Raw genomic sequence first — 22,443 nt, forward strand, 5'->3', positions numbered from 1 at the left:
TCGGTGGATGGGACAATTCCTTTTTAGAAAATTTGCTCAGTTTGATTGAAAATTGAAGTGCGTAGGCCGTGGCATGTTCATTAAGGGGCAAGTGTACTTAAGGAAGAGTTAAGCCGGATCTGCTATATTGACCACCCTGCTCATAATTTGAATAAAAACCAATGCCGTTAACCGAACATATTGTCGCACGTACTATAGATGACGACCAAAAGGCGGTCGCTGAACAGTGGGCGAATACCTTCACGCACAGTCAAACCGACAAGAGGGCTGTCAAGATGGCCCAGTTGATGGCAGCCTGCCTTGCCCGGGGTGAATTTCGTGTCCGGGACTATTTAAGCAAAAGCAATATGCTGGCGGCCCCATCTGATCAATTAACGATTATTGATTATCTTTCGCATGCCAGCCGCATCATTTTTGATTATCAAGAGTTGTCTCCCGGCAATCGGCAACAGTTTTTATCGTTCTTCCCCGTGCCTGCCGAAGCGGACGGGGTGGTTTCCCGTTCGGCCACGCATGGCGTGGATCGCAATCAGTCCCATGAGATCGTCGAATTAAAAGGGTTACTACTGGGCTTGGCCGGGCAACTGCCGGCTTACCTTAAAACCGCGCGTGATTTTGGCATCAACATCGCCATGGGGGGTGAAGGGCAACGAAATGCCAAGCAGAAAACCATTGCGGCGAATGGTTACAGCGGCCATCTGTATTTTCATCGCTATGATGAAAAGCAACTGCTTATGGCTGGCCTTGAGCAAAGTGCGCCTGCGGCTTCCGCCCTTGATTTGTTGTGGGGTGAGTCAGCGCCTGTTGCCAATGAACAAGTCGGTACCGATCAATTTGGTCAGGGCCATTCACTGCTTGGTGCCTCGGATGTCTACACGGCGGCCGGCTCGCTTTATTTCAGCGACCCGGTTTATCAAGCCAAACTCATCTTGGAAAAAGACTGTTTTCCACCTGATAAGTACGGCGCCATGCAGGTTAAATTAACCGATGAAAATTGGTGTTTCATCAAGCAGTTTTTAATGGCGCTCCAAGACAATAGCCAGGAGGGCAAAACCCATTTACTCATCAAGCAATTACTGGAAAAACCGCAGTCGGCGGTCAGTGGCAAGCGGGAAGTCAAAAGTTATATCGCACTGGATTTTGCCACCTACCTTCATCGGGTTTATGACGTCTTCATTGCGGCGAATAAACTGGACAACAATAAATCCGTATTGCTTCTGCAAAATCAATTATTAGCCATTATCACCAAATTGCAGCAGGGGGACACGGGTTTTTATGCGTCCTTTGCACTGAAAGTGCAGGAAATTACCAGTTTAAAGCAATTGCCTGATGCCTACGTCAAGGCAATACAACGAATAGACGAATTGTTTAAAAAACAATTGACCGTTGATCCGCAATTAAAAAATAGTATGAGGGACATTCTGCTGGAAAGGCGCTTCGATGCGTTGCAGGCCGACGCATTGGAGTGGCTGCAGAAATTGCGCCTGGTGCGCGAGTATTTTACCGCGGAATACATCGATGCTGATGACAGCATCAAACAGTATTGCCAGGCGTTAAGTGCAGCCGAAGGGGCTTTAAAGGTATGCTATGGTAATGACTCTAAAACGCCATCATTAGAGTCCAGTTGGATGTTGCTGGGTTCAGCGATCGATGAACGGAAGCTGGATTCCTTGGCAGCAGCCATTGAGCAGGCCAGCCTTATCTTAAAGAAAGCGCCCAGACTGTACTCCGGGTTTACTGTGCAAACGGTTAGGGAAGAGCTTGGGAAAGCGCAAATAGCTAACGAAACCCTGACTATGCAAATAAAATTGCAGGAAAAGTTCCATGAGAAACTGGCTGAGAAGAACAACAAAGCAGCCCGTGCAATGGCCGAACTAGAGAAAAATCATGAGCAGGCAATTATATCGCTTAACAGGGACCATCAATCGGAGCTTAGCCGGCAACAGCAACGGTATGAACGGCGTATGAAATTAATGGAGCCGCTATTACTCCAGGTCACAAAATTGGAAAAGCAGGCTAAGGCATTGGGCGAGCGCGGTAAATTATCCACTGAAGTCAAAGCGAATAAGCTGGCTTCTGATATCCGCAAGCAATTGAATGTCTACTACCGCAGCGATAAACCAGACCATGAGGCGATGAAAACATTAAAGGATGAGACCAACATCCTGTTGGATGATTGTATTGATGCCTTTGAGTCGCATCGCGGCATCAAAGAAATTCTGGCGGCTATTTCCATGCTGGTGATTGGTTATTTTATCGCGGTAGAAGTCATGAAAAAGAAAACCGGAAAGCCCACTTTCTTTTTGACGGAGACGGATTCCATTAAACGGCTAAACGCCTTGCGCGGCGCCTTGAATTCCGTCAACCCACAAGACCAGTCAGAAGATGACACGCATGCGCCTGTTATTGATGCCGCGCAGATCTAACGATCTGGCGGCAACGGTTAGGCCTTGAGTGTATTTTTACTTTCAAGGCTGTCCTCATCCTCGGATTCATGGTTTTTTTGCGCCTCCTCATCATCGTCCGTAATCAACGTCGTGGCTTGGCGCCCCTTATCCTTATCGCTCATATTGATAGAAACATGGTCGGGCGCTTTGAATGAGTCTTGAACCGCAGGGGGCTGATCCTGAGCTTTCTGCGGGGGGAGGCTGGTTTCGTCTTTGGAGGCTTCTGCGAGAGCGAACGAAAAGGCAAGAAGCCCTTCAAAAAACAAGTCGACCAGGAGTTTGGATTTACATAAAGCATTCTCTTCATCATCACAGGTATTGCCTTGAGCAAACAGCGCGATAATGAGGCTCAGTTGGGTCGCGGCCAATGCAAACTGCAAAAATTGCACCCCCTTTTCACTGCCATGCGTATCCGTACGGAACATCGAAAAAAGCGCAATCAATATTTGCGCAAACTTGGCTGGGATGACGGCTTTGACGTCGAGGTTCTGAAGGCCTGAACCTAAAATTTCGGTGACGGCCTGAACCCGCTGTGTATGGCGATGACCGGAGGTGGATGAGTAAGCGGCGGGTCTGATGGTATTCATGACCGTATTAAAAAAACCAGACATATTATTTCCTTATAATTGAGCAACGTCATATGGCGTGTAACACCTTATCACAAAAGGCATTTTTTTATAAAACCGTTTTCAAGTAACAAAAGTGTAAAGTATTGTAAAAATTTAATTTTGTGTTATTATTGCGCTAACTTAACTAATCTAGTCAATGATGCCTGAATTAAACCCTCAAAGTTTGACCGTTAATCACAGGGAGTGTCATGGCAATGTATTTAAGTGGTGGAAAAAAGTGAAACATCCCACCGTTATAGGCCGTTTCTTTCCCAGTTTTCAAACCCGTTTGTTGGATAAAAGCCTCAACGAGTTTTCTTCTTTGCTGGAGACTCAGGAGTGCCGTCTAAAACAAAAAAGACTGAGTGCCTTAAAGCTATTGCAGACGCAGATACTGGATTGGCAGCATATGCATGTCATAAATAAACGGACGTCGCATCGTCACCAGGTAATCGATGCGCTTCTTCAGTGGGTTAATAAGGAAATCCAGACCAGTGGCCAGCCCTCTGTGAATGAAGTGAAGGCGGAACCAAACAGGCAGCAAGCTTCTCTTTCATTGCCTTCAAGTGATGAAACCCTTTACAACTGGTGGAAAAAACACAATCGGCAGCACGGGTTTACCTGGCGATCCGATGCCACCAAAGAGCTGGATAAAGCCATTCGCTGGTATTCCAATGCCATTATTGTCTATAAGCAGGAGGCGTTGCAGGAAATTCTGAATGCGATTGATGTCTGGCTCTATGCGCGCAAAGACCAGAGTAACCGTCAGCCGCTGGTTTTGCAATTAAAGCATAGGGTAGAAGCAGAAATAGCTCGCATCGGGATTGATGCGTTTGATGAACAGAGCGAGGACGATGATTTATCATTCGGTTTCAATGGATAAAAAATATTTTATCCTGTTGCTTGTGGCCCATGTGTCCATTCTTTGTTTAAGTAATGTGCTGGTGCAATACCCTTTCGATCTGGCCGGATTTAAAACCACGTGGGGTGCTTTAAGTTACCCGTTAATTTTTATTTTATCCGATTTAACCGTCCGTCTCACGCAGGCGGCGGTCGCCCGCCGGATTATTTACCTGGCCATGCTGCCTGGCCTCGTGGGTTCTTACCTGATTTCCAATGTGTTGACCTACCATACCCTGTTTGCTACCAATACCATGGCTCTGCGTATCGCGTTTGCGAGCTTCTGTGCTTATGTCGTGGGTCAGTTAAGCGACATTATGTTGTTTCAACGTCTTCGCCAAAAAACGCAGTGGTGGGTTGCACCGACGTTCTCCACAACCTGGGGCAATGTGCTGGATACCTATTGTTTTTTCTTTATTGCTTTTTTTCATAGCAGCAATGTGTTCTTAAGTCAGCATTGGTTAGAAATTGCCAGTGTCGATCTGGTATTTAAGCTGCTCATCAGCCTGGTGTCGTTTATTCCGCTTTATGGTTTAATCCTGCGCTGGATTCTCCATTCGCAAGGCCGGGGCAGGAAAGCCGCAGCAGCCTAATTCAGAATAGCTGCCAAAGCGACACTGCCTTTGCCGGCATGAAGGCCAATGGCTGTGGAGGCTGGCTCAATGAATGCGGGCTCATAACCAAAAGCTTCGGTGGTCATCAGGGCAAATTCCTGGGCTTTTTCAGGCACGCCGGCGTGAATAATGCAATAATTATCCAGGCCCTTGTCGTTGGCCTGCTCCTGAATGAGTGCAACCAGTTTGCTTAAGGCTTTTGTCTCGCTGAATGCTTTGTCATGAATCATGCCTTTGCCTTCTTCATCCAGGCTGATAATGGGTTTAACACCGGAAAATTGTGCCAGCATGCCTTTTAATTTACTGATTCGGCCGGAACGGATTAAGGAGTCAAACTGGTTGACCATGACAAAAATTTTCGTTTTGGCAATTTTATCCTGCAAAGATTCTTTAATCGCCTCAATGCTGTGGCCGTCAGCAATCAATTCAGCGGCGTGATTGAGCAAAAGGCCCTGACTGCCCGCGACATGCCGGGAGTTAATCACATGAACATTGGTAAAGGGTTGCCCCGCTTTAACAATGGCATCATGTGTGCCGCTCAGCGCTTTTGCCACACTGATAACCAGGACGTGTTCGTAATGGTCTGAAAGGTGGCGGAGTTTCTCCTCAATTAAAGCGGGAGCAGGAAACGAGGTGGTGGGGTAAACCACCGAGCGGGTTAAATGATCGTAAAAATTTTCACCATCCAGGCAATAGCGATCCAGTAAATCATGACCATCGAAATGAACATTGATGGTAATGAAATGGATTTGATAATGATCAGCCACATCCTGTGGGATATTGGCGCAGGTATCGGTGACTAAGGCAATAGGGTATTTGCGCTGGTGGATAATTTCGTATTGACGGAGCATGTCATCAACTTTCGGGTATTGCACTTTGCCTAAGGACTGCAGAGAAGAAAAAACCTGCCAGGGTTTGTTGCAATGCAGATGCAGGCGGCAAATGCGGGAGTTGGCGGTTAGCACAATACTGTCGCCCTTATCCTGCACGGCCTGCGTTATCGCGCCCTTGTCAATTCCCTCACCGACCAGCATGGCTTCGGTGCAATAGCGTGTGACAGGGGGGTGACCGCTGACGGGTTGTTCGTCGTGGTGTGATTCACACCGCAGTAAATCGATAGGTTCATATTTTTGCAGGGGATTGGCTAAAAATTCCGCAAATCCTTTCACAAAAAGTCGAAATCCCAATGCGCCTGCATCCACCACATGTGCTTCTTTAAGTACCGTTAAGGTTGTCGCGGTGGTTTGCAGGGCTTCCTCAAGGGCTGGCTGGGTATCAATCATTAACTGGTTGAAACAGGACGTTTGTGTCGCTGCGCGTTCCAGGGCCTTTGCCCAGGCTTCCATTACCGTCAGAATAGTGCCCTCCACTGGATTAACAATGGCGGCGCGCACGCTGGTCGCCGCACGGCTGACCATGGCTGCAAAATACCGGGTGTCTAATTCTGGCGGCATCGTGGTGTCTAAAAGCCCGTTAAAGAACTGTGAAAAGATCATTCCGGAGTTACCGCGAGCCCCCAGGATCCCGGCATCGGCAATGGCACGGCAGGTGGCTTCCATGTCGGCCATGGGCTTGGCATGGGTGACAATGGCTCTTGCGGTGGCTGCCATGTTATCACCCGTATCGCCATCGGCAACCGGAAACAGGTTAATGGCATTCAGTGATTCGCGTTGTTGGATAAGAGTGTAACACGCATGAATAATAGCAGAATGGAGCAATCCAGCATCAAGGTGCAATAATGCCATGGCTAACAAATTTCAGTGACTTTCTAATAGCATACACCGACTTTTGATTGGCTTCATCCCTCTTGACCTTAATTTATTAACTTTTAATAACTTATGCCGGCAATCTTTACTTGACATCTCGCATGGCGCAACCGAACATAGCGTCTATATAAATTAATTTAGTCGCAGGGAGAGCTGAGATGATGAAACAGAAATGGCTAATCAGTGCTGCTTGTTTTTTAAGTGCGCAAGCATTTGCTGATGGCATATTGAATAACCAGGTTGTAAATGGCCAAAAAGTCATTACATTGAGTGCAGGGCCCGCCTGGTACTCCTCAGGAACGACCCAGACTGTTACCTTGCAGCCCGATGTTTTAAAAACCTACATTGGCGACAGCGAAACGAGGGTGCTTGGTACGGCTGAAATTTTCTTTGGCATCCAATGCCTGCTGACTAATCAGATTTATAGTCAGTTTGGTATTGCCGCTGCCTACGCAGGCAACGCGAAATTGCGCGGCGATGTGCTGGAAGATGGTGATCCGAATTTTAATAATTTCGTATACCGCTATCAGCTTAACCATGGGCGCGTTGGATTAAAAGGCAAGCTGTTGGGTGATTTTGGCTATTGGGTTACCCCTTATGTCAGTGGCAGCGTGGCAGTGGCCTTTAATCATTCCTTCGACTGGTCTTTAACGCCTAAAATTTTTGAGGAAGTGCCCGCACCGCCATTTGCTTCTAACACCACCACTGCGTTTGCCTACACGGTGGGTGCCGGTTTGCAGGCGCCGTTGAACAAACACTGGCAATTGGGCCTTGGGTATGAGTTTGCCGATTTAGGCAAGAGCCAATTGGGTGCGGCCATTGGCCAGAGTGTGAATGATCGATTCAAGGAAACGCATCTTTATACCCATCAACTGCAATTCAGCGCGACCTATTTACTCTGAGAGGATTAAGAAATGCGAGGGATAATTTATGCTATCGGACTGGTTTTCTTGGGCCTCACCACGAGTGCCCAGGCAGGAGCCCAGCCAAAATTTTCTTTTTTTGTGATCGAGCGGGGGCAGCCGGTTATTACGTCGGATGGCGCGACGGAAGTTATTTATCAAGTAACCAATAATACGCGCATTACCAGGACGTTGATGATGGTTCCGCGCCCAGGCTTGGCGCTGGTGGCAGGCCTACCCGGCAAATGCAACTTCCCCTTTACCCTGACCCCCGGTCAATCCTGTCTATTGCATCTGGTGATTTTAGGCAGTGAGATTGGTAGTGGTGTGTCCGGCGGCCCGGTCGTCTGCAAAACATATCTGCCCAATAGCACCATTCCTGATACGTCCCTCTGCTCCCAGCCTGCTGCAGGTGATACAATCAATATCAGGGTTGTCGGATAGGTCAATAAGCTGCGCCCGCCTTAAGACATGGTGTGAAGGCGGGTGGAACGATTATATTGTGTTCTTTGTACAGCGATGTTAAGTATGACAGTGACAGTGGCCGTAGCGAGCGGCACGCAAAGAACCATGGTCCAAGGGATAGAGAACGGAATATCCAGCAGCGTTGAGGCTAGGTAACCATTAATGGCTATCGCCGCCACACTCGCTAAAAACCCTGCATAAGCACCAATAATCCAGGCCTCGCTGCTGCGTATCCAAAGCAGAGCGTAACGGCTCATGCCTAACATTTTAAGAATATGTGTTTCCTGCTGCTTGCTGCCGCTGAATGACAGAATAGCGAGGGCTGCGACCACCAGTCCTGCCAATAAGGCGAAAAAAGTAATCAAGGTGATGGCGTTGCCGGCACTGGTGATAATGGCTTGTATACGATTAAGCGTATTGGCTATATCAATGAGGCTGACGTTGGGAAATTGCCTCACCAGCTTAATAAGAGCCGACTGCTGTTCAGGCGAAACATACAGGCTGGTAATCAGGGTATGGGGAAATTCTTTCAACAAATCGGGTTTAAACAGCATAAAAAAATTGGGCTTGAATGTAGTCCAATCCACTTTGCGTAAACTGCGGATTTCAACTTCAAGCTGGTTATCGCTTATCTGAAAGGTGAGATGATCGCCAGTTTTTAACCCCAGTCGGTTAGCCAGGCCCAGTTCGACGGAGACCCAGGGTTTATCCGGGTTTGAGGCCCAGCGGCCGGCTGTTATTTCATTGCCATCGGGTAGTTGTCGTGTCCAGGATAAATTGAGTTCCCGCTGCAGGGCATTGATGTTTTTAGTATCTTCGCCAAATACCTGTTTTACCGGCTGGCGGTTAATGGCAATTAACCGCCCACGCACGACAGGATAAAAGTCGGCTGCCTCAACCCCTTCCTGCTGAAGAAGCAGGCGAAGATCGGGCAGTTGGGACGGTTCGACATTGATAAGGAAATAATTCGCGGTATTAGCCGGCAATTGTTGCCGCCAATTGGCCAGTAAATCGTGCTTAAGCAGAAACAGGGATAAAATAGCGGTGAGGGCAAGGCCAATGCCCACAACCTGCAGGGCACTGTCTTCGAGGTTGCGTGCAATGTTATTCAAACCAAAACGCCAATTCAGAGGAATAGTCCGTTGACCTTTCACCAGACTAAAAATTAACCATAGGCTGGCAATGACCACGCCGACATAAGCGACGCACCCTATCAATACAGCCGCGGTGATGCTGAAGGATTGGGTATAGAGGTAAGCAAGCAGAGCGAGCAGCAATAAGGCCAGACCATACGTTAAGTAAGCGCTGTTTTGCCCAATATGATGTTGCTCGCGAAAAATGGCGATGGCAGTCACTTGACGCAATGCCCAGATATTGCCCAAAGAAAAACAGAACAGCAAAAGCATGCCGCTCACCAGACTAAAGACAAAAGGCATTGCGTGAATTTGCGGTTTGATATCGGGTAATAAGCCACCTAACCATTGCACCAGTACAGGTTGCAATGCATAGCCTATGAGCCCCCCTGTCAGGCTGGCCAAAAAACCAAGCAGGCTTAATCCCGTGAAATAAACAGTAATCACCTGCTTTTCGGAGGCACCGAAACAACGCAACAGGGCTACCTGTTTTAACTGACGCTGGCAATACCTTAACGATGCCATGCTGATTGCCACTCCGGCTAAAACCAGACTCATTAATGTGCCCAGATGCAGGTAATTTAATGTGCGGTCAATGGTGCGGCTGACGGTGGGCGTGCTGCTCTGGCTATCCAGCCATTGTTGTTGATCGGTGAGTTGCTTTTGTAAATAACCGTGCAATTGCGCAAGCGAATCGGGGTTGCCCTTCAGCAGCCAGCTGTAAAGAAGATTACTCCCAGGTTTGATGACCTGGGTTTTATAGAGATCAGCCTGATTCATCAAAATGCGGGGCGAAAAAGAGAACCAGTCACCCATTTGGCCGGGTTCCTGGCGGATAATGCCGGTTAACCGGAATGAGGCCGCCCCAATGTGAATGGTTTCACCCAGTGTGAGGTTAAGCAAGGGTAAAAGCCGGGGACTGAGCCAAACCTCACCTGGGGGCGGCGCATGCGCCGCGTGGCCTTCGGCATCATCTATCCTAAAGGCTATTTTTAAGGAACCACGCAAAGGATAAAGGGGGGAGATGGCAGTAATCTGTGCGAGCTGCAACTGTTCCTCGTGTTCTGCCATGCTTAAAAAGGTTAGATTAACGGTTTGTGTGAGGTTTCGAGTATTGGCTTCTTTAATCCACAAGGGGTCAATGGGCGCTTGGCTGGTGACGACTGCATCTGCGCCAAGCAGACTGGCAGCCCCCTGTTGTAATTGCAGATTGACAGCATAGGTAAAATGATTGAGCGCGCTGACGCAGGCGACGGCAATGACCAGCGCCATGAACAACAGGGTTAGTTCGCCGCTTCGCCAGTCGCGGACTAAGGCTTTGATGGCCAAGGGTAATTTCAGCATTGCAGTTGCCCATCCACCAGCGGCCAATGCAACTCACAACGCGCCGCCAGTGTTTCATCGTGCGTGACAATCACCAAGGTCGTTTGATGCGACTGATTCAGGTCAAATAACAGATCGATGATGGTACGGCCCGTCTGTTTATCCAGGTTGCCTGTTGGTTCGTCTGCGAACAGGATGCGCGGAGCAATCGTAAACGCACGGGCAATAGCGACCCGTTGTTGTTCTCCGCCTGACAATTGCGTGGGGTAGTGGTTGGCACGCTGGCTTAAGCCGACTTTTGCCAACCAGCCCATGGCTACTGGCCAGGGATCATCGTATTGGCGATTAATTTCAAGGGGCAACAGCACGTTTTCAAGGGCTGTCAGGTTAGGCAGTAAATGGAAGGATTGAAAAATAAAACCAATATGACGGGCACGGAGTTGGGCACGTTGGTCCTCATCCGCTATAGTTATATCCTGAGTGCCGTAATAAATGTGTCCAGAGGTTGGTAAATCAAGCCCTGCCATTAAATTAAGCAGAGTTGTTTTCCCAGAGCCAGATGCACCGGTGATGGCGATGGTTGCACCTGCCTTGATTACCAGATTGATATCTTTCAAAATAGACAATATTTGATCACCACTCGGCACGGTAAAATAGACATTTTTTAATTCAATTAACGGATCGGGAGGCGACATGAACCCTCTGCGCGCAGGTTTTATTCTCTTTGCATTGATCATAGCACCCCTTCATGCAAAGAACATTGTGATTCTTGGGGATAGCTTAAGCGCGGGCTACGGCATGGATGTTCAAAAAGGCTGGGTTGCGCTGCTGGGAGAAAAGCTCAGGCAGGTTAATCAATCCTATCGGGTGATCAACCTCAGTACCAGCGGTGATACAACCAGTAATGGTTTGCGAAAGTTAGCGCCGGCATTGCAAAAATATCAACCAGAGGTCATTATTATCGCGTTGGGGGCTAATGACGGATTGCGTGGCCTACCCGTTAGGCAGATGAAGGAAAATCTTGAAAAAATGGTGATTGCCAGTCAGAAAACCGGCGCTAAAGTCATTGTGCTCGCGACGTTGCTGCCGCCTAATTACGGCTCACGTTACCTTGATCAATTTAACAAGGCCTATGCTGAATTGGCAAAAACCTACGGGATCATTTTAGTTCCCATGTTTCTTGACGGCGTGGCTGGTGACAGTGAATTGATGCAAAAAGACGGTCTTCATCCTAACGAACAGGCGCAACCGCAGATTCTGGATAATGTATGGCCGCATTTAAAATCCGTGTTGAAATAATGAAAATCAGGCAAGGTTTTTGCCTGTAAATGATGTTTTATTGTTTAGTTAAGGCAAACTCGAAGGCATGATGGCTGCTGACTACAAGATTAATGAGAAAGGGGGAGGTTATGAATAAATTGAAGTGCACGCTCGCGGCTTGTTGGTTGCTGCTTTTTGCGCCCTCGGCAATAGCGAATCAGCAAAATTGGCAATCCTGGGTTGCTGAAGTGCGTAAGCAGGCCTTGGGTGAGGGTATTTCAGCTGAATTATTTGATGAGGCCTTTGCCGACATCCGCGAACCCAGCCGGCAGGTTAAAAGCCTGGCGCGCTCCCAGCCGGAACATCGCTTAACGTTCACCAAATATTTAAATACCCGCGCGGACAATTACCGGATTGCTATGGGTAAAAAGAACTACAGCAAAAACAAGGCTATTCTGGATGAAGTGGCCGCCCATTTTGGCGTTGATCCCTGCTTTATTGTATCGTTCTGGGGTATGGAAACCAGTTATGGAACTTACATGGGTAATTTCCCAGTGATCAAGTCTCTGGCGACCTTGGCTTATGATTCCAACCGGCCGGATTTTTTCCGCAAGCAACTCTTTTTAGCCCTGCATATTGTCAATGACGGGCATGTCTCGTTGCGTCATTTCAAGGGCGAGTGGGCAGGTGCTTCAGGCCAGCCGCAATTTTTGCCGTCAAGCTGGGTTGAATACGCAGTGGATTATGATGGGGATGGCCGTAAAGACATTTGGGAAAGTAAACCCGATGTGTTTGCATCAATTGCCAATTACATGAAAAAAAATGGCTGGCAAACAGGCCAACCCTGGGCTATCCGTGTGAAATTACCGGCCAGGTTTGATTATACGCTGGAAGGTAAAACCATTGTTAAACCCGTCAGTGAGTGGAATGCCCTCGGTGTTCGCACAGAAAAAGGTGAGCCTTTGCCTTATCAGGATTTGGAAGCCAGCATTGTGCAACCGCATGGCGGTCCGGTCTTTTTGGCGTTTCCTAACTACAAAATGATTTTGCGCTACAATAATTCTATCTACTATGCCGGCGCGATTGGCTACATGGCCGATAAAATCTGTAATCGTGTGCAGTAGCATGGCCTGCAAACCGCACCGACAGCAGCCGGTGCGGTTCTTACGCTCTAAGGAGGCTTTGTGACCCATTTTCTTGATAAAACCGCAAGTTTAACGCCTCTTGCCCGCCGTGTGATCTGCGATAAAGCCACCGAATACCCCCACACAGGGCAATATATTCAACCTGTTGGCCGGGGCAGCTATCTCTGCCGGCGCTGCGGGTTGGCCCTGTTTCGAGGCGACAGTCAATTTCATTCCGGTTGTGGATGGCCGAGCTTCGATGATGATATCGTGCAAGCAGTCAAACAGGTTCCCGATGCGGATGGACAACGCACTGAAATTTTGTGTGAGCGCTGCCAGGCTCATTTGGGTCATGTGTTTGTCGGCGAGCAGTTTACTGCCAAAAATCTGCGTCATTGCGTTAATTCTGTGGCCCTGGATTATGTAGCGGACAGTGAGGTGCTGGATACGGAAGAAGCCATTGTCGCCGGCGGGTGCTTTTGGGGCGTTGACCATTTTCTGCGCCTTTTGCCAGGCGTGCTGAATGTGGAGGTGGGGTATACTGGCGGGCACGTGCCTGAGCCAAGCTATGAACAGGTGTGTCAGGGCAATACCGGGCATTATGAGGCGGCGCGCGTGGTTTATGATAAAAGTAAACTGGATTATGGGGCGGTCATCAAGCGCTTTTTTGAAATTCATGACCCCACCCAACGAACCGGGCAGGGCCCCGATTTGGGACAGCAATACCACAGCGCGGTGTTTTACTATAATGACGAGCAAAAAGCCACGATCGCGGATTTAATCCAGCAATTACGTCAACGCGGTTACGATGTGGCTACTCGTCTGTTGGAAGTCCGCCCTTTCTGGCCTGCGGAAGCCTACCATCAGGATTATTATGCCAAACACAGCAAGGCACCCTATTGCCACCGACCAGAACTGCGGTTTGGTGACTAGCCAAAAGCCCGTGCTGGTTGCCCACTATACAGTTGATTATTGCCTTTCTCTGACGCCTCGATTTCTGGGCGTAAGTATTTTGCCAGATGGGTATTAGGAAAACGTTTTAAAAATTGCACCGCGTAATTAAACCGCTTCGTGTCAGAGAGTTGGCTATTGTCAAGCAGGTCAATGGCTTGCAGGCTGGCATCACTTGAAAAGAAAGTATTCAATCCAAAACGCCCTGACAGCCCGCCCCAGCGCGATGATTTATAAGCCCTATACTGCTTAATCACCTCGTTTACCTGGCCTATGGTCAGTTTGGGAGCGGCTGCTTCGCTATTGTAAAAAGAATGCCGAAGGGTCTTAGCCCGCAGTTCTTGGCCGCTTTGGGGGGTGCAGATGAATTTATGGGCCGGCTCATCGGCCTGTTTCGTTTTAAGTTCTGACAAGTGACCGGGATAATAATCAATACGAATATGGCCCTGATGATATTGTTCGTATTTACGTAAGGAATTACGAAAGGCTGAGGCCAGGCTTTCTGCCTGTTTGCCGGCATCAAAGAAAAACAGCTTGATACGCAAGCGGTTTTTTGAGTCAGGATTAAACGATTGGAGTAAGCCGTCCTTGACTAAGTCATCGGCAATCTGCGGCACAAGAATGGTATCTTTTTTATGAGTCAGGCGCAGATGACTGGAGACACTGGGATGATGCCTGGCAGTCTCACTGTCAATGGTAGTGAATGGTGGAGCACCCGGCGTGCCATGTAACCAGACGCCTACTTTGGCTGAGTCAGGCAATGCGGGTAACTTCTCCCCTTGATAACACAGAATGACGTTTTTATTCTTTTGTTTCTCAAGCGCTACCCATTGCTTTACTGCTTCCTGCTGATCAAGGGGGAGTTTTTTCCTTGAGATTGGAATGTAAAGGTAATAAGTCATGGCAGAAAACCTTTGAAAGTAACAATTGAGTAAAGATTTGTAAAAAATCATACTTAAAAAAAAGAGAAATGTAAATAATTATTTCTTTTTGATTTGTCGATGAACAAAAATGCGTGTGTGGTCAATCGATTATCATTCAAGGTTATGTGAAGCTTCATCTTCATAGAAATAAATGCAGTTGCGCCCGGTGCGTTTACCTTTCAACAGGGCAATTTCCGCATTCATTAACACTTTTTCTGGTCGGATGGATTGCGGATCAAAGCAGGTATAACCAATGGTGACACTAAAATCCACTTTATGCTGCGGTGTTTCCACAATGATTAAGGAGAGGTTATGCTGAATTCTGTCGACAACGGTGCGAATATTGGCGGTGTTGTCGGTATGAATCAAGATGATGAAATCGCAAAAATCGCTGCGGGCAATGGTGTCCTCGGCGCGGCAGGTGCGCATTAAGGTTTTTGATATTTTTCTAAGCAGGTCATCGCCAATTTCAAACCCATCGTGTTCATTAATGGCTTTCAAGCCATCAATGTCCACGGAAACGAGGCCAAAACCTTTTTTGGTTTGGAGACTTTCAGACAACTGATAAGCCACGATTTTCTTAAAACCGGCAAAATTCCAGGCTCGGGTTTTTTGATCAGTGTAATCCAGGCGCTGATCGTAAGTCATTTCATCCAAAAGCATTTTTTGGGCTTTGGAGAGACGGCAATTGTTAATTTCAGCTTCGGCCAGCTTAATGATGTCATTGAGATTACTCAAATCGGTCAGGCAAAAGGTTCTTGGCTTATTGTCGAGCAACACAATAGCCCCTATTTTTTTTCGTTTTTTGCTATAAATCGGGCAACTGACATAAAAACGGATTTCGGCTCCTTCAAGAATCAACGGGGTTTTTATAAAACGCTCATCGTTATGAGTATCTTCAACAATCAGGATGTCGTCGTTAATGTATTGGGTAAAAAGCGATAAGTCCCTGTTTTTACTAAACACTTCTGAAAAGTTGATTAAATTGAATTTCTGCCGTTTTTCATCAAACAGGCTGATGGCGACAATGGGCACATCAAACATGCGTTTGCCTAAGGCGACTAAGCGGGTCAGGCTTTCTTCGATCGGCGTGTCAATGATCTTGCTCAATTGTTGCGTAATAATGTGGATATCCGAGGAAAGCGCTTTCTGCCCCATGATGAATCCTTGTTCGGCCTGACTACTATCAACTATAGCACGCACCATAGAGTATGCTGGGTAAATCTTCTTATAAGTCAACCGATTGGCGTAGGGGAAGACGATATTTTTAGGGGCTGACAGGCATTCCTGAGCAATTTGGTGTAAAATTTAATAAATTTGTATAAATTTATGTCTTCAGCCGTCCTTAAAGACGTAGATTAAAGTTATGGGTTTAAAAGCCCGATATAAAACACGTGGATACGGTTAGCCCAAGGTTGGAGAAAAGGTTATGCAAAGTTATTCTTTATCTGAAATTCTATGTGAGCGCATGCAGAATGCAGAAGAGGAGCTTGGTTTCGTTGAACGCATTATCCAACTGAATTGCAATGAAATCGACACATGGGAATTCAGGGACCGCAAAGCCTTTGAAATTGGCAATATTGAAGAACTGGCCTTCAGCATCAAACACAAGGGGCAGTGTCAGCCTATCGTTGTTGTGCGCGCTTCTGATGAATTTCGCCCCAAAAGCGACCCGAGTGCTAAATACATTGTCATTGCCGGGTATCGTCGCTGGTCAGCCTGTAAACTTTACAATATCCCGGTGAAAGCCGTGCTTAAGGATTTAACCTTTAATCAGGCGATTTCAGTGCTGGTGTCTGAAAATGAAAAGGAGAATGTATCGGACTATTCCAAAGGCATGTTTTACACCACGCTTTTATGCACCGAAAAAATTACCCAGGAACAGTTAAGCGACAAGCTGGGATTAAGTTCCTCGGTCTTGAGTAATTACCTGGCTTTTGCTCAGGTTCCTCATGAAATCTGGAATGCAGTGGGTGATTTATCCCATGTCTCTGCTAAAACGGCTTCCGTTATCCGCGCCATTGCTAAAAAAGGTACGATCTACATTGAGGTTTTGTGTGAAATCGGCGATAAGATAGCCAAAGGATTTGGGGAAAAACGGATCAAAGAAGCAGTAGAAGAGCAATTGGATAAAAAATTAAAGCGGGCGCCGATTGATAAATTTAATAATCATCGCTTTAACTACCGGGGTAAACAATTGATGACCTTGCATCGCGGCACCATCAAGTTGAGCAACACCCTGGTTCAGCACGAACATTATGATGATCTCGTGGCTAATCTTGAAAAATTGCTGGCTGATTTTGCTGATTTTTATATCAACAAATAATCACGGTTTGGTTTCGTCTTTACTATACAGGGCGTCGGCTTGTTCCGCTTTGCGGGTATTTTCAAGCAGTTGCTGTTCCTTCATTTGCTCTTGCCAGAAGTCATTCAGTTGAACCCTCAGGCGATTGAGGAAGCGGAAAAGCTTGCCCAGATGGTTCGCAAGCATGGGGAGCTTATTCGGGCCGAAGACCAGGAGGGCAATGACAAAGGTAAGCAGCAGTTCGCCTGAGGTCATGATTTTTCTTCGTCTTCATTGAGCGCCTTGCGAAAATTTTTAATGGCGCTGCCTAAATCCGATCCGATATTCTTAAGCTTGCTGGTGCCAAAAAGGGCAATCACGATTAATAAAATAAGCAACAACGACAAAGGACTCACACCGCTTAGGCCCATCATCAACTCCTGTTTGTCCGGTTTATTAACATTATCATACCGCCAACAAGGGCTGCAATCAAAGCAAGGGGCGCTATTTTCCCGGGCTCAATCAAATCAAGGAAACTGAGTGCACTGAGGGTCAGCATGGCGCTGAAAATACCGGTCCCGAGCCCCTTATTCCAGGCCTGTTGGCGGTTTTGCGGTGGGTTTTCGGCAGAAGACAGGATTAAAGAACGTATTTTCTCCTCTTTACTTAAGACCAGAAGGTCATTGAGTAATCGCGGCATGTGGGGGAGCTGTTCCGCAAAGAAGGGCAAATTTTCCTTTATCCGTTCAAAAAAGGCTTTGGGACCGATTTGCTCTTTAAGCCACTTTTCTAAAAAGGGTTTGGCAGTGGCCCAAAGATCCAGCTCAGGATACAACTGCCGCCCAAGGCCTTCGATAGCCAATAGCGTCTTTTGCAGTAGCACCAGTTGCGGTTGGACCTCCATTTGAAAACGTCTCGCCACTTGAAACAGACGCAAGACGACCTGGGCGAATGAAATATCTTTTAATGGTTTTTCAAAAATCGGCTCGCAGACGGTACGAATGGCGCTTTCGAATTCTTCAATACGGGTATTACGTGCGACCCAGCCTGATTCTACGTGCAATTGGGCGACACGGCGGTAATCGCGGTTAAAGAAGGCGTAGAGATTTTCCGCCAGGTAACGTTTGTCGTTTTCATTAAGCGTACCGATGATGCCAAAATCAATGCAGATATACTGCGGATTATGAGGGTGCCGGGTTGAGACAAAGATATTGCCAGGATGCATGTCGGCGTGAAAGAAACAATCGCGAAAAACCTGGGTAAAGAAAATCTCAACGCCACGTTCGGCGAGTTTTTTAATATCAATGCCGTAATCACGCAGGGTGGACACATCAGCGACTGGAATACCGTATATGCGCTCCATCACCAGGATATTTTCGCGGGTATAATCCCAAAAGACCTCCGGGATGTAGAGAAGCGGCGAATGATGGAAATTGCGCCGCAATTGGCCGGCATTCGCCGCTTCCCGCTGCAAATCCAGCTCATTGAGCAGGCTATGCTCAAATTCGGCCACAATTTCCTTGGGTTTAAGGCGCTTGCTTTCAGGCCAGTAACGATCGGCAAAATTGGCGATGGTGTGCATGATGCTTAAATCGTTCTCGATGACTTTCCGCATATTGGGCCGCAAAATTTTTACGACCACTTCTTCGCCACTTTTTAAGCGTGCGGCGTGTACCTGGGCCATGGACGCGGAAGCCAGCACCTGGGTATCAAATGCAGCAAAAACATCAAAGGCTGAACGTCCGTAAGCGGTTTCAACGATGGCCAATGCCTGCTCACTGGGAAAAGGCGGCACTTTATCCTGTAATTTGCAAAGCTCTAAAGCGATATCGGCCGGTAAAATATCCGGCCGAGTGGATAGAGCCTGGCCGAATTTAATAAAAATAGGGCCTAACTCTTCCAGGGTTTTACGCAAGGCTTCCCCACGCGTTAATTGCTTGCGGCGCCACCAATTCCATGGGTTTAAATAAACGATGAAGCGAAAGGGTGCAAATAAATGGATGCTCACAATGAGTTGATCAAGGCCGTTACGTGCTAAAACCCAGTTAATATAGAGCAGGCGAAGGACTTGTTTAATCGATTTCATAGGTGGTCGCTAATAAGTTAATCCGTGCCGCGAGGCGCTCAACGTCGTGTCCGAGTTCATCAATGTCCCTGAAGAAATCGTCTATTTCCTCGCGTCCAGGAAAAAGCCTTAATTCCTCATGCAGGTAATGGCTGACATTATGCTGCATGGAATGGGTAAAATCCTTCTTGAATGCCAGGCCTCGTTTGACGAAAGAGCCCAATTGATGAGCGATTACATCGCCGGTGAAGCGGGCAAGATGCCCTTCCCAGTCGATGTCGAGCTCATCAAACAGTTTCTTAACCTGATAGCCCAGCTCTGTATCGCCGGAAAGCCTGATTTTATCATTAAACAGGGACCGTGCCTGAGAGGCAGGCAGGAAACTCAAACGAATAAGCCCCAGTGGGTTGCTGTAAATCACCGTGTCGGGATGCTCTGAACAGCGATCCAAAAGAAGGAGTTGCTGTTTTTCAAATGTAATAAAAAAATGAAGGTCAAGCGGTGTCACAACGATTTCAATCCGTTTACCATGCAAGGCGGCAATTTTTTCCGGCATGGTATCATCCAGCGCCAGGGCGCTGTTGATGGCTGTTTGCAATGCGATAAGTGAGTATTTTTTAATCATAACCCTCTCAGTATTTATAGGCGATATGCAGGGCAACAATGCCGCCGCTTAAATTGTGATAATGACAATCCTCAAAGCCTGCTTGTTCGATCATGGCTTTTAATGTGTCTTGATCCGGGTGTTGCCTGATGGATTCCGCCAGATACTGGTAGCTGGCCGCGTCTTCGGCAAAAAACTGCCCAAGACGCGGCAGTATGGAGAAGGAATACCAATCATAAATCGGCTTTAAACCGGGCAGGGTGGGTGTGGAAAATTCCAGTATCATGACCTTGCCCCCGGGTTTACAGGTTCTAAACATTGATCGCAGTGCTTCATTTTTATCCGTGACGTTACGTAACCCAAAACCCATGACAATGCAATGAAAGCTGTTGGCTGCAAAGGGCAGGTACTGGGCATTGGCCTGAACATAGTGAATGTTGTCAAGCAAGCCCTCATCAAGCAGGCGGTTACGGCCGACATCAATCATGGCGTCGTTAATGTCCGCAAGAATAACCCGGCCTTTAGACCCCGCTTTTTTACTTAACAAGCGGGTTAAATCACCGCTGCCGCCCGCCAAATCCAGAATGGTCTGCCCTGCACGGACCTGGCTTAATTCAATGGTAAAGCGCTTCCATACATGGTGAATGCCGAAAGACATCAGGTCATTCATTAAATCATAATTTTTAGCCACCGATTTGAACACCGCGCCGACTTTCTTTTCCTTCTCATCCCAGGCGACGGATTGAAAGCCAAAATGCGTGGTTTTTTGCTCATGAGTCATCAGAAGCCCTTTAATTAAACAAAGAAACAAGTTTACCGCAAATTGGTGTTAACTTCATGTAGCTGTTAATAAGAGGCGCCGTTTTTAAAAAAATTGTATAAACTAAATAAGATAGGTCTAAAAATGGTTGTAACGGAGCTGTAGGATAGCTAAGGTTTGGGATAAGGTTTTACCGCTTACTGTCTCATTGGCTTAAACTGTGAGGAAAAATAAATGGATTTCCCAGGTGTTGCCAAGTCACAGCTCGAAGACAGGTTAATCAATGAGTCCTACAAGGATTTCTATTTTATGATCCTTGCGGATTTCTTTGCGGTTATTTTGTACGCACTGATTCTGTGGCCAATCATCACAAGCCCAGGGTTGCTTTTGTCCTGGGTGTTGCTCATCGTTATCGTCAATGACGGCCTGCGTGCCATCATGGTTTTTTATTTTAATCGCGAAATAACGCAGTCAGGCTTACGGAAGGCCGCGTTTTGGAAAACCTACTTTATTTTAAATAATACCTTGTCGGGGGTTTTATGGGCATTGGGGGGGCTGTTGTTCCTGTATGTCGACGATGCTCTTTATCGTATGATTATTTTTGTGTACCTAACCGGTTTATTAGGCGCGCCGCTTGCTAAATTATTAACTGACCTTGGCGCGTACATTGGCTTCATGACGCCCATTGCATTGGTCATGCTTTTTTTATCCGTCTCCATTATTCCCGGTTTCGCTCTCATGCTTTTTCTTGCGGTAGTCCTTTACGTGGGGCTCATTGTCTTTGCGTCGACCAGTGCCAACCAGTTTCTACTGAAATCGATTTACCTTGAATTATACAGCTCTGCTTTATTGCTGGATTTAAAACGCAGCGAAGAAAATTTTCGTAATACCATTGAAAACGCCCCGATAGGCATGGCTTTGGTGTCGCCTGAAGGATACTGCATTCACGCCAATCGAACCCTGCAGGATACTCTGGGTTACAGCGATAAGGAATTAAAAAATAAAAACCTGCTAGACATCACCTTTCATGATGATTTAGGGATAACCAAAGAATCCATGAGCAAAATCATAAACGGCGACATGCGGATTTCCCATCTCGAAAAGCGGTTTGTACGCAAAGATGGCAGTGTTATCTGGGCGATGGTCAGTTTGTCGTTAATCCGCGATGAAAAAGGCGAGCCGCTCAATTTTATTTTGCAGATGAAGGATGTGAGCGATCGGATTCAAAATGAAGAAAAAATGCGGCAGCTTAATGAAAAAACGCTGGAAACCCTGAATGAACTGAAATTATTGGAGCATGATGAAAGCCTGTTGAATAAATTGAATCGCTCATTACAGATCTGTATTTCAGTTGAGGAGGCTTACCCCCGTATTCGTTTGGTTGCCGAAGAATTATTCCCTGAGTTAAGCGGTGGGTTGATGGTTTTTAACAAAGCAACGAATCAACTGGAAACGGTCATTCAATGGGGCGAACAGGACATACTCACGAAACACTGTTTACCGCTGGACTGTTATGTCATCCGGGAAGCAGACATTATTGATGTGGATGAGCCACATAAGAGCATCCCCTGCAATCATTACATCAATCCGCCGCAAGGGGGATACATGGGGGTGCCGCTTATTGTACAAAATGAATTAATTGGGGTAATTCACGTATTTGCCTCTGTTCAGAAAAAATTAACCCAGCATCAGCGGGATATGGCAATTTCCTTTAGTAACATCGTCAAACTGGCGTTAGCCAACATTAATCTGCGCACGTCATTAAATGAACTTTCCCTGCACGATCCCTTGACCAACTTATATAACCGGCGGTACTTAAACGATTTGTTAGCCCGCGAATTAATTCGTCTTGCCCGTGAAAAAAATACCCTGTGCGTCGGCATGCTGGACCTGGATAATTTTAAAAAATTCAATGATACCTACAGCCATCTGGCCGGGGATGAGGTATTGAGGGTAGTCGGGCAATTGTTAAAGAAAAATTTTCGCGATACGGACATTGCCTTTCGTTATGGCGGCGAGGAATTTGTGGTGGCCTTGCTCAACACCACGCTGGAACAGGCCGCTAAAAAACTGGATCAGTTTCGTGAGATGTTGAAAGAAATACCGATTGTTTATAAAAATCAACGGCTGTCTAATATTACCATTTCAATTGGTGTCGCTGAGGCGCCGCGTCATGGGGCTACCATTGACGAGATTATCAAGGCAGCTGATCAGGCCCTTTATGATGCGAAACAAGCCGGCAAAGACCAGGTAAAAATTTACAAAACGACTCTTTAAATGAGAGGTTCCCGATTGGCTCACCTGCTGCTATATG

At 47.1% G+C, this 22,443-nt stretch carries 21 protein-coding genes; 10 read left to right on the top strand and 11 right to left on the bottom strand.

Features of this window, described 5'->3' with window-relative positions:
* Window positions 1-161: 161 nt before the first annotated feature.
* On the top strand, window positions 162-2,426 hold the full coding sequence (locus Lery_RS03655; protein WP_058525903.1) for a hypothetical protein: 2,265 nt from the start codon (window positions 162-164) through the stop codon (window positions 2,424-2,426).
* A 17-nt stretch (window positions 2,427-2,443) separates the two neighbouring features.
* On the opposite strand, the gene Lery_RS03660 is transcribed toward Lery_RS03655, so the two are convergent.
* Window positions 2,444-3,058 carry a hypothetical protein gene (locus tag Lery_RS03660; RefSeq protein WP_058525904.1) on the bottom strand — a complete coding sequence of 205 codons (615 nt, stop codon included), beginning with the start codon at window positions 3,056-3,058 and terminating at the stop codon, window positions 2,444-2,446.
* A gap of 235 nt (window positions 3,059-3,293) precedes the next feature.
* Between Lery_RS03660 and Lery_RS03665 the strand changes: the two genes are divergently transcribed.
* Both Lery_RS03665 and Lery_RS03670 read left to right on the top strand, forming a co-directional pair.
* Window positions 3,294-3,938, top strand: a complete 645-nt coding sequence (locus Lery_RS03665) for a hypothetical protein (protein ID WP_131751020.1) — start codon at window positions 3,294-3,296, stop codon at window positions 3,936-3,938.
* Window positions 3,931-4,548 carry a 7-cyano-7-deazaguanine/7-aminomethyl-7-deazaguanine transporter gene (locus Lery_RS03670; RefSeq protein WP_237759137.1) on the top strand — a complete coding sequence of 206 codons (618 nt, stop codon included), beginning with the start codon at window positions 3,931-3,933 and terminating at the stop codon, window positions 4,546-4,548. The genes Lery_RS03665 and Lery_RS03670 overlap by 8 nt, the downstream gene beginning before the upstream one ends.
* Here the strand turns inward: Lery_RS03670 and Lery_RS03675 are convergent.
* A complete protein-coding gene (locus Lery_RS03675; protein ID WP_058525907.1) occupies window positions 4,545-6,314 on the bottom strand; it encodes a DegV family protein in 1,770 nt (589 codons plus the stop codon). The genes Lery_RS03670 and Lery_RS03675 overlap by 4 nt on opposite strands.
* Window positions 6,315-6,493: 179 nt before the next feature.
* Here Lery_RS03675 and Lery_RS03680 point away from each other — a divergent pair, with 179 nt between their 5' ends.
* Window positions 6,494-7,237, top strand: coding sequence for an outer membrane protein (locus tag Lery_RS03680; protein ID WP_058525908.1), 744 nt, complete (start codon window positions 6,494-6,496; stop codon window positions 7,235-7,237).
* A gap of 12 nt (window positions 7,238-7,249) precedes the next feature.
* Window positions 7,250-7,681 (top strand): hypothetical protein, encoded by a 432-nt coding sequence (locus Lery_RS03685; protein WP_058525909.1) that lies wholly within the window; start codon window positions 7,250-7,252, stop codon window positions 7,679-7,681.
* Between the two features lie 20 nt (window positions 7,682-7,701).
* Here the strand turns inward: Lery_RS03685 and Lery_RS03690 are convergent, their stop codons facing one another.
* Window positions 7,702-10,179 (bottom strand): ABC transporter permease, encoded by a 2,478-nt coding sequence (locus tag Lery_RS03690; RefSeq protein ID WP_058525910.1) that lies wholly within the window; start codon window positions 10,177-10,179, stop codon window positions 7,702-7,704.
* Window positions 10,173-10,853, bottom strand: a complete 681-nt coding sequence (locus Lery_RS03695) for an ABC transporter ATP-binding protein (protein WP_058525911.1) — start codon at window positions 10,851-10,853, stop codon at window positions 10,173-10,175. The genes Lery_RS03690 and Lery_RS03695 overlap by 7 nt, the downstream gene beginning before the upstream one ends.
* On the opposite strand from Lery_RS03695, the gene Lery_RS03700 reads away from it, so the two are divergent.
* From Lery_RS03700 to Lery_RS03710, 3 genes are all read left to right on the top strand, one after another.
* Window positions 10,852-11,457, top strand: coding sequence for an arylesterase (locus tag Lery_RS03700; protein ID WP_058525912.1), 606 nt, complete (start codon window positions 10,852-10,854; stop codon window positions 11,455-11,457). The two genes, Lery_RS03695 and Lery_RS03700, sit on opposite strands and share 2 nt — an antisense overlap.
* 110 nt (window positions 11,458-11,567) lie before the next feature.
* A complete protein-coding gene (locus Lery_RS03705; protein WP_058525913.1) occupies window positions 11,568-12,542 on the top strand; it encodes a lytic murein transglycosylase in 975 nt (324 codons plus the stop codon).
* Between the two features lie 60 nt (window positions 12,543-12,602).
* Entirely contained in the window at window positions 12,603-13,475 is an 873-nt protein-coding gene (locus Lery_RS03710; RefSeq protein WP_058525914.1) for a bifunctional methionine sulfoxide reductase B/A protein, read from the top strand.
* On the opposite strand, the gene Lery_RS03715 is transcribed toward Lery_RS03710, so the two are convergent.
* Complete coding sequence (locus Lery_RS03715; protein WP_131751021.1) at window positions 13,472-14,395, bottom strand: hypothetical protein; 924 nt, start codon at window positions 14,393-14,395, stop codon at window positions 13,472-13,474. The two genes, Lery_RS03710 and Lery_RS03715, sit on opposite strands and share 4 nt — an antisense overlap.
* A 132-nt stretch (window positions 14,396-14,527) precedes the next feature.
* A complete protein-coding gene (locus Lery_RS03720) occupies window positions 14,528-15,574 on the bottom strand; it encodes a sensor domain-containing diguanylate cyclase (protein WP_058525916.1) in 1,047 nt (348 codons plus the stop codon).
* Window positions 15,575-15,845: 271 nt separating this feature from the next.
* Between Lery_RS03720 and Lery_RS03725 the strand changes: the two genes are divergently transcribed.
* Window positions 15,846-16,742, top strand: a complete 897-nt coding sequence (locus Lery_RS03725) for a ParB/RepB/Spo0J family partition protein (protein ID WP_058525917.1) — start codon at window positions 15,846-15,848, stop codon at window positions 16,740-16,742.
* On the opposite strand, the gene Lery_RS03730 is transcribed toward Lery_RS03725, so the two are convergent.
* The 5 genes from Lery_RS03730 to ubiE are packed head-to-tail and all read right to left on the bottom strand — an operon-like array spanning window position 16,743 to window position 20,150.
* Window positions 16,743-16,976: a Sec-independent protein translocase subunit TatA/TatB gene (locus Lery_RS03730; RefSeq protein ID WP_058525918.1), complete on the bottom strand. Its 234-nt coding sequence runs from the start codon at window positions 16,974-16,976 to the stop codon at window positions 16,743-16,745.
* A complete protein-coding gene (tatA, locus tag Lery_RS03735; RefSeq protein ID WP_058525919.1) occupies window positions 16,973-17,131 on the bottom strand; it encodes a twin-arginine translocase TatA/TatE family subunit in 159 nt (52 codons plus the stop codon). The genes Lery_RS03730 and tatA overlap by 4 nt, the downstream gene beginning before the upstream one ends.
* Window positions 17,132-17,133: 2 nt before the next feature.
* On the bottom strand, window positions 17,134-18,786 hold the full coding sequence (ubiB, locus tag Lery_RS03740; protein ID WP_058525920.1) for a ubiquinone biosynthesis regulatory protein kinase UbiB: 1,653 nt from the start codon (window positions 18,784-18,786) through the stop codon (window positions 17,134-17,136).
* Window positions 18,773-19,390, bottom strand: a complete 618-nt coding sequence (locus Lery_RS03745; protein ID WP_058525921.1) for a ubiquinone biosynthesis accessory factor UbiJ — start codon at window positions 19,388-19,390, stop codon at window positions 18,773-18,775. The genes ubiB and Lery_RS03745 overlap by 14 nt, the downstream gene beginning before the upstream one ends.
* Before the next feature lie 7 nt (window positions 19,391-19,397).
* Window positions 19,398-20,150 (bottom strand): bifunctional demethylmenaquinone methyltransferase/2-methoxy-6-polyprenyl-1,4-benzoquinol methylase UbiE, encoded by a 753-nt coding sequence (gene ubiE, locus Lery_RS03750; protein ID WP_058525922.1) that lies wholly within the window; start codon window positions 20,148-20,150, stop codon window positions 19,398-19,400.
* A 213-nt stretch (window positions 20,151-20,363) separates the two neighbouring features.
* On the opposite strand from ubiE, the gene Lery_RS03755 reads away from it, so the two are divergent.
* Window positions 20,364-22,406 (top strand): sensor domain-containing diguanylate cyclase, encoded by a 2,043-nt coding sequence (locus tag Lery_RS03755; RefSeq protein ID WP_058525923.1) that lies wholly within the window; start codon window positions 20,364-20,366, stop codon window positions 22,404-22,406.
* The last annotated feature ends 37 nt before the right edge of the window (window positions 22,407-22,443 follow it).

The organism is Legionella erythra (assembly GCF_001467615.1).
Taxonomy (GTDB): domain Bacteria; phylum Pseudomonadota; class Gammaproteobacteria; order Legionellales; family Legionellaceae; genus Legionella_C; species Legionella_C erythra.

Bases quoted from the DNA above. Each gene is read 5' to 3' on its own strand.
- Lery_RS03700 (WP_058525912.1), top strand. From the start codon at position 10,852: ATGAACCCTCTGCGCGCAGGTTTTATTCTCTTTGCATTGATCATAGCA.
- Lery_RS03680 (WP_058525908.1), top strand. From the start codon at position 6,494: ATGATGAAACAGAAATGGCTAATCAGTGCTGCTTGTTTTTTAAGTGCG.
- Lery_RS03730 (WP_058525918.1), bottom strand. From the start codon at position 16,976: ATGACCTCAGGCGAACTGCTGCTTACCTTTGTCATTGCCCTCCTGGTC.
- Lery_RS03725 (WP_058525917.1), top strand. From the start codon at position 15,846: ATGCAAAGTTATTCTTTATCTGAAATTCTATGTGAGCGCATGCAGAAT.
- Lery_RS03675 (WP_058525907.1), bottom strand. From the start codon at position 6,314: ATGGCATTATTGCACCTTGATGCTGGATTGCTCCATTCTGCTATTATT.
- Lery_RS03690 (WP_058525910.1), bottom strand. From the start codon at position 10,179: ATGCTGAAATTACCCTTGGCCATCAAAGCCTTAGTCCGCGACTGGCGA.
- ubiE (WP_058525922.1), bottom strand. From the start codon at position 20,150: ATGACTCATGAGCAAAAAACCACGCATTTTGGCTTTCAATCCGTCGCC.
- tatA (WP_058525919.1), bottom strand. From the start codon at position 17,131: ATGGGCCTAAGCGGTGTGAGTCCTTTGTCGTTGTTGCTTATTTTATTA.
- Lery_RS03695 (WP_058525911.1), bottom strand. From the start codon at position 10,853: ATGTCGCCTCCCGATCCGTTAATTGAATTAAAAAATGTCTATTTTACC.
- Lery_RS03670 (WP_237759137.1), top strand. From the start codon at position 3,931: ATGGATAAAAAATATTTTATCCTGTTGCTTGTGGCCCATGTGTCCATT.
- Lery_RS03660 (WP_058525904.1), bottom strand. From the start codon at position 3,058: ATGTCTGGTTTTTTTAATACGGTCATGAATACCATCAGACCCGCCGCT.
- Lery_RS03685 (WP_058525909.1), top strand. From the start codon at position 7,250: ATGCGAGGGATAATTTATGCTATCGGACTGGTTTTCTTGGGCCTCACC.
- Lery_RS03715 (WP_131751021.1), bottom strand. From the start codon at position 14,395: ATGACTTATTACCTTTACATTCCAATCTCAAGGAAAAAACTCCCCCTT.
- ubiB (WP_058525920.1), bottom strand. From the start codon at position 18,786: ATGAAATCGATTAAACAAGTCCTTCGCCTGCTCTATATTAACTGGGTT.
- Lery_RS03755 (WP_058525923.1), top strand. From the start codon at position 20,364: ATGGATTTCCCAGGTGTTGCCAAGTCACAGCTCGAAGACAGGTTAATC.
- Lery_RS03705 (WP_058525913.1), top strand. From the start codon at position 11,568: ATGAATAAATTGAAGTGCACGCTCGCGGCTTGTTGGTTGCTGCTTTTT.
- Lery_RS03720 (WP_058525916.1), bottom strand. From the start codon at position 15,574: ATGGGGCAGAAAGCGCTTTCCTCGGATATCCACATTATTACGCAACAA.
- Lery_RS03655 (WP_058525903.1), top strand. From the start codon at position 162: ATGCCGTTAACCGAACATATTGTCGCACGTACTATAGATGACGACCAA.
- Lery_RS03745 (WP_058525921.1), bottom strand. From the start codon at position 19,390: ATGATTAAAAAATACTCACTTATCGCATTGCAAACAGCCATCAACAGC.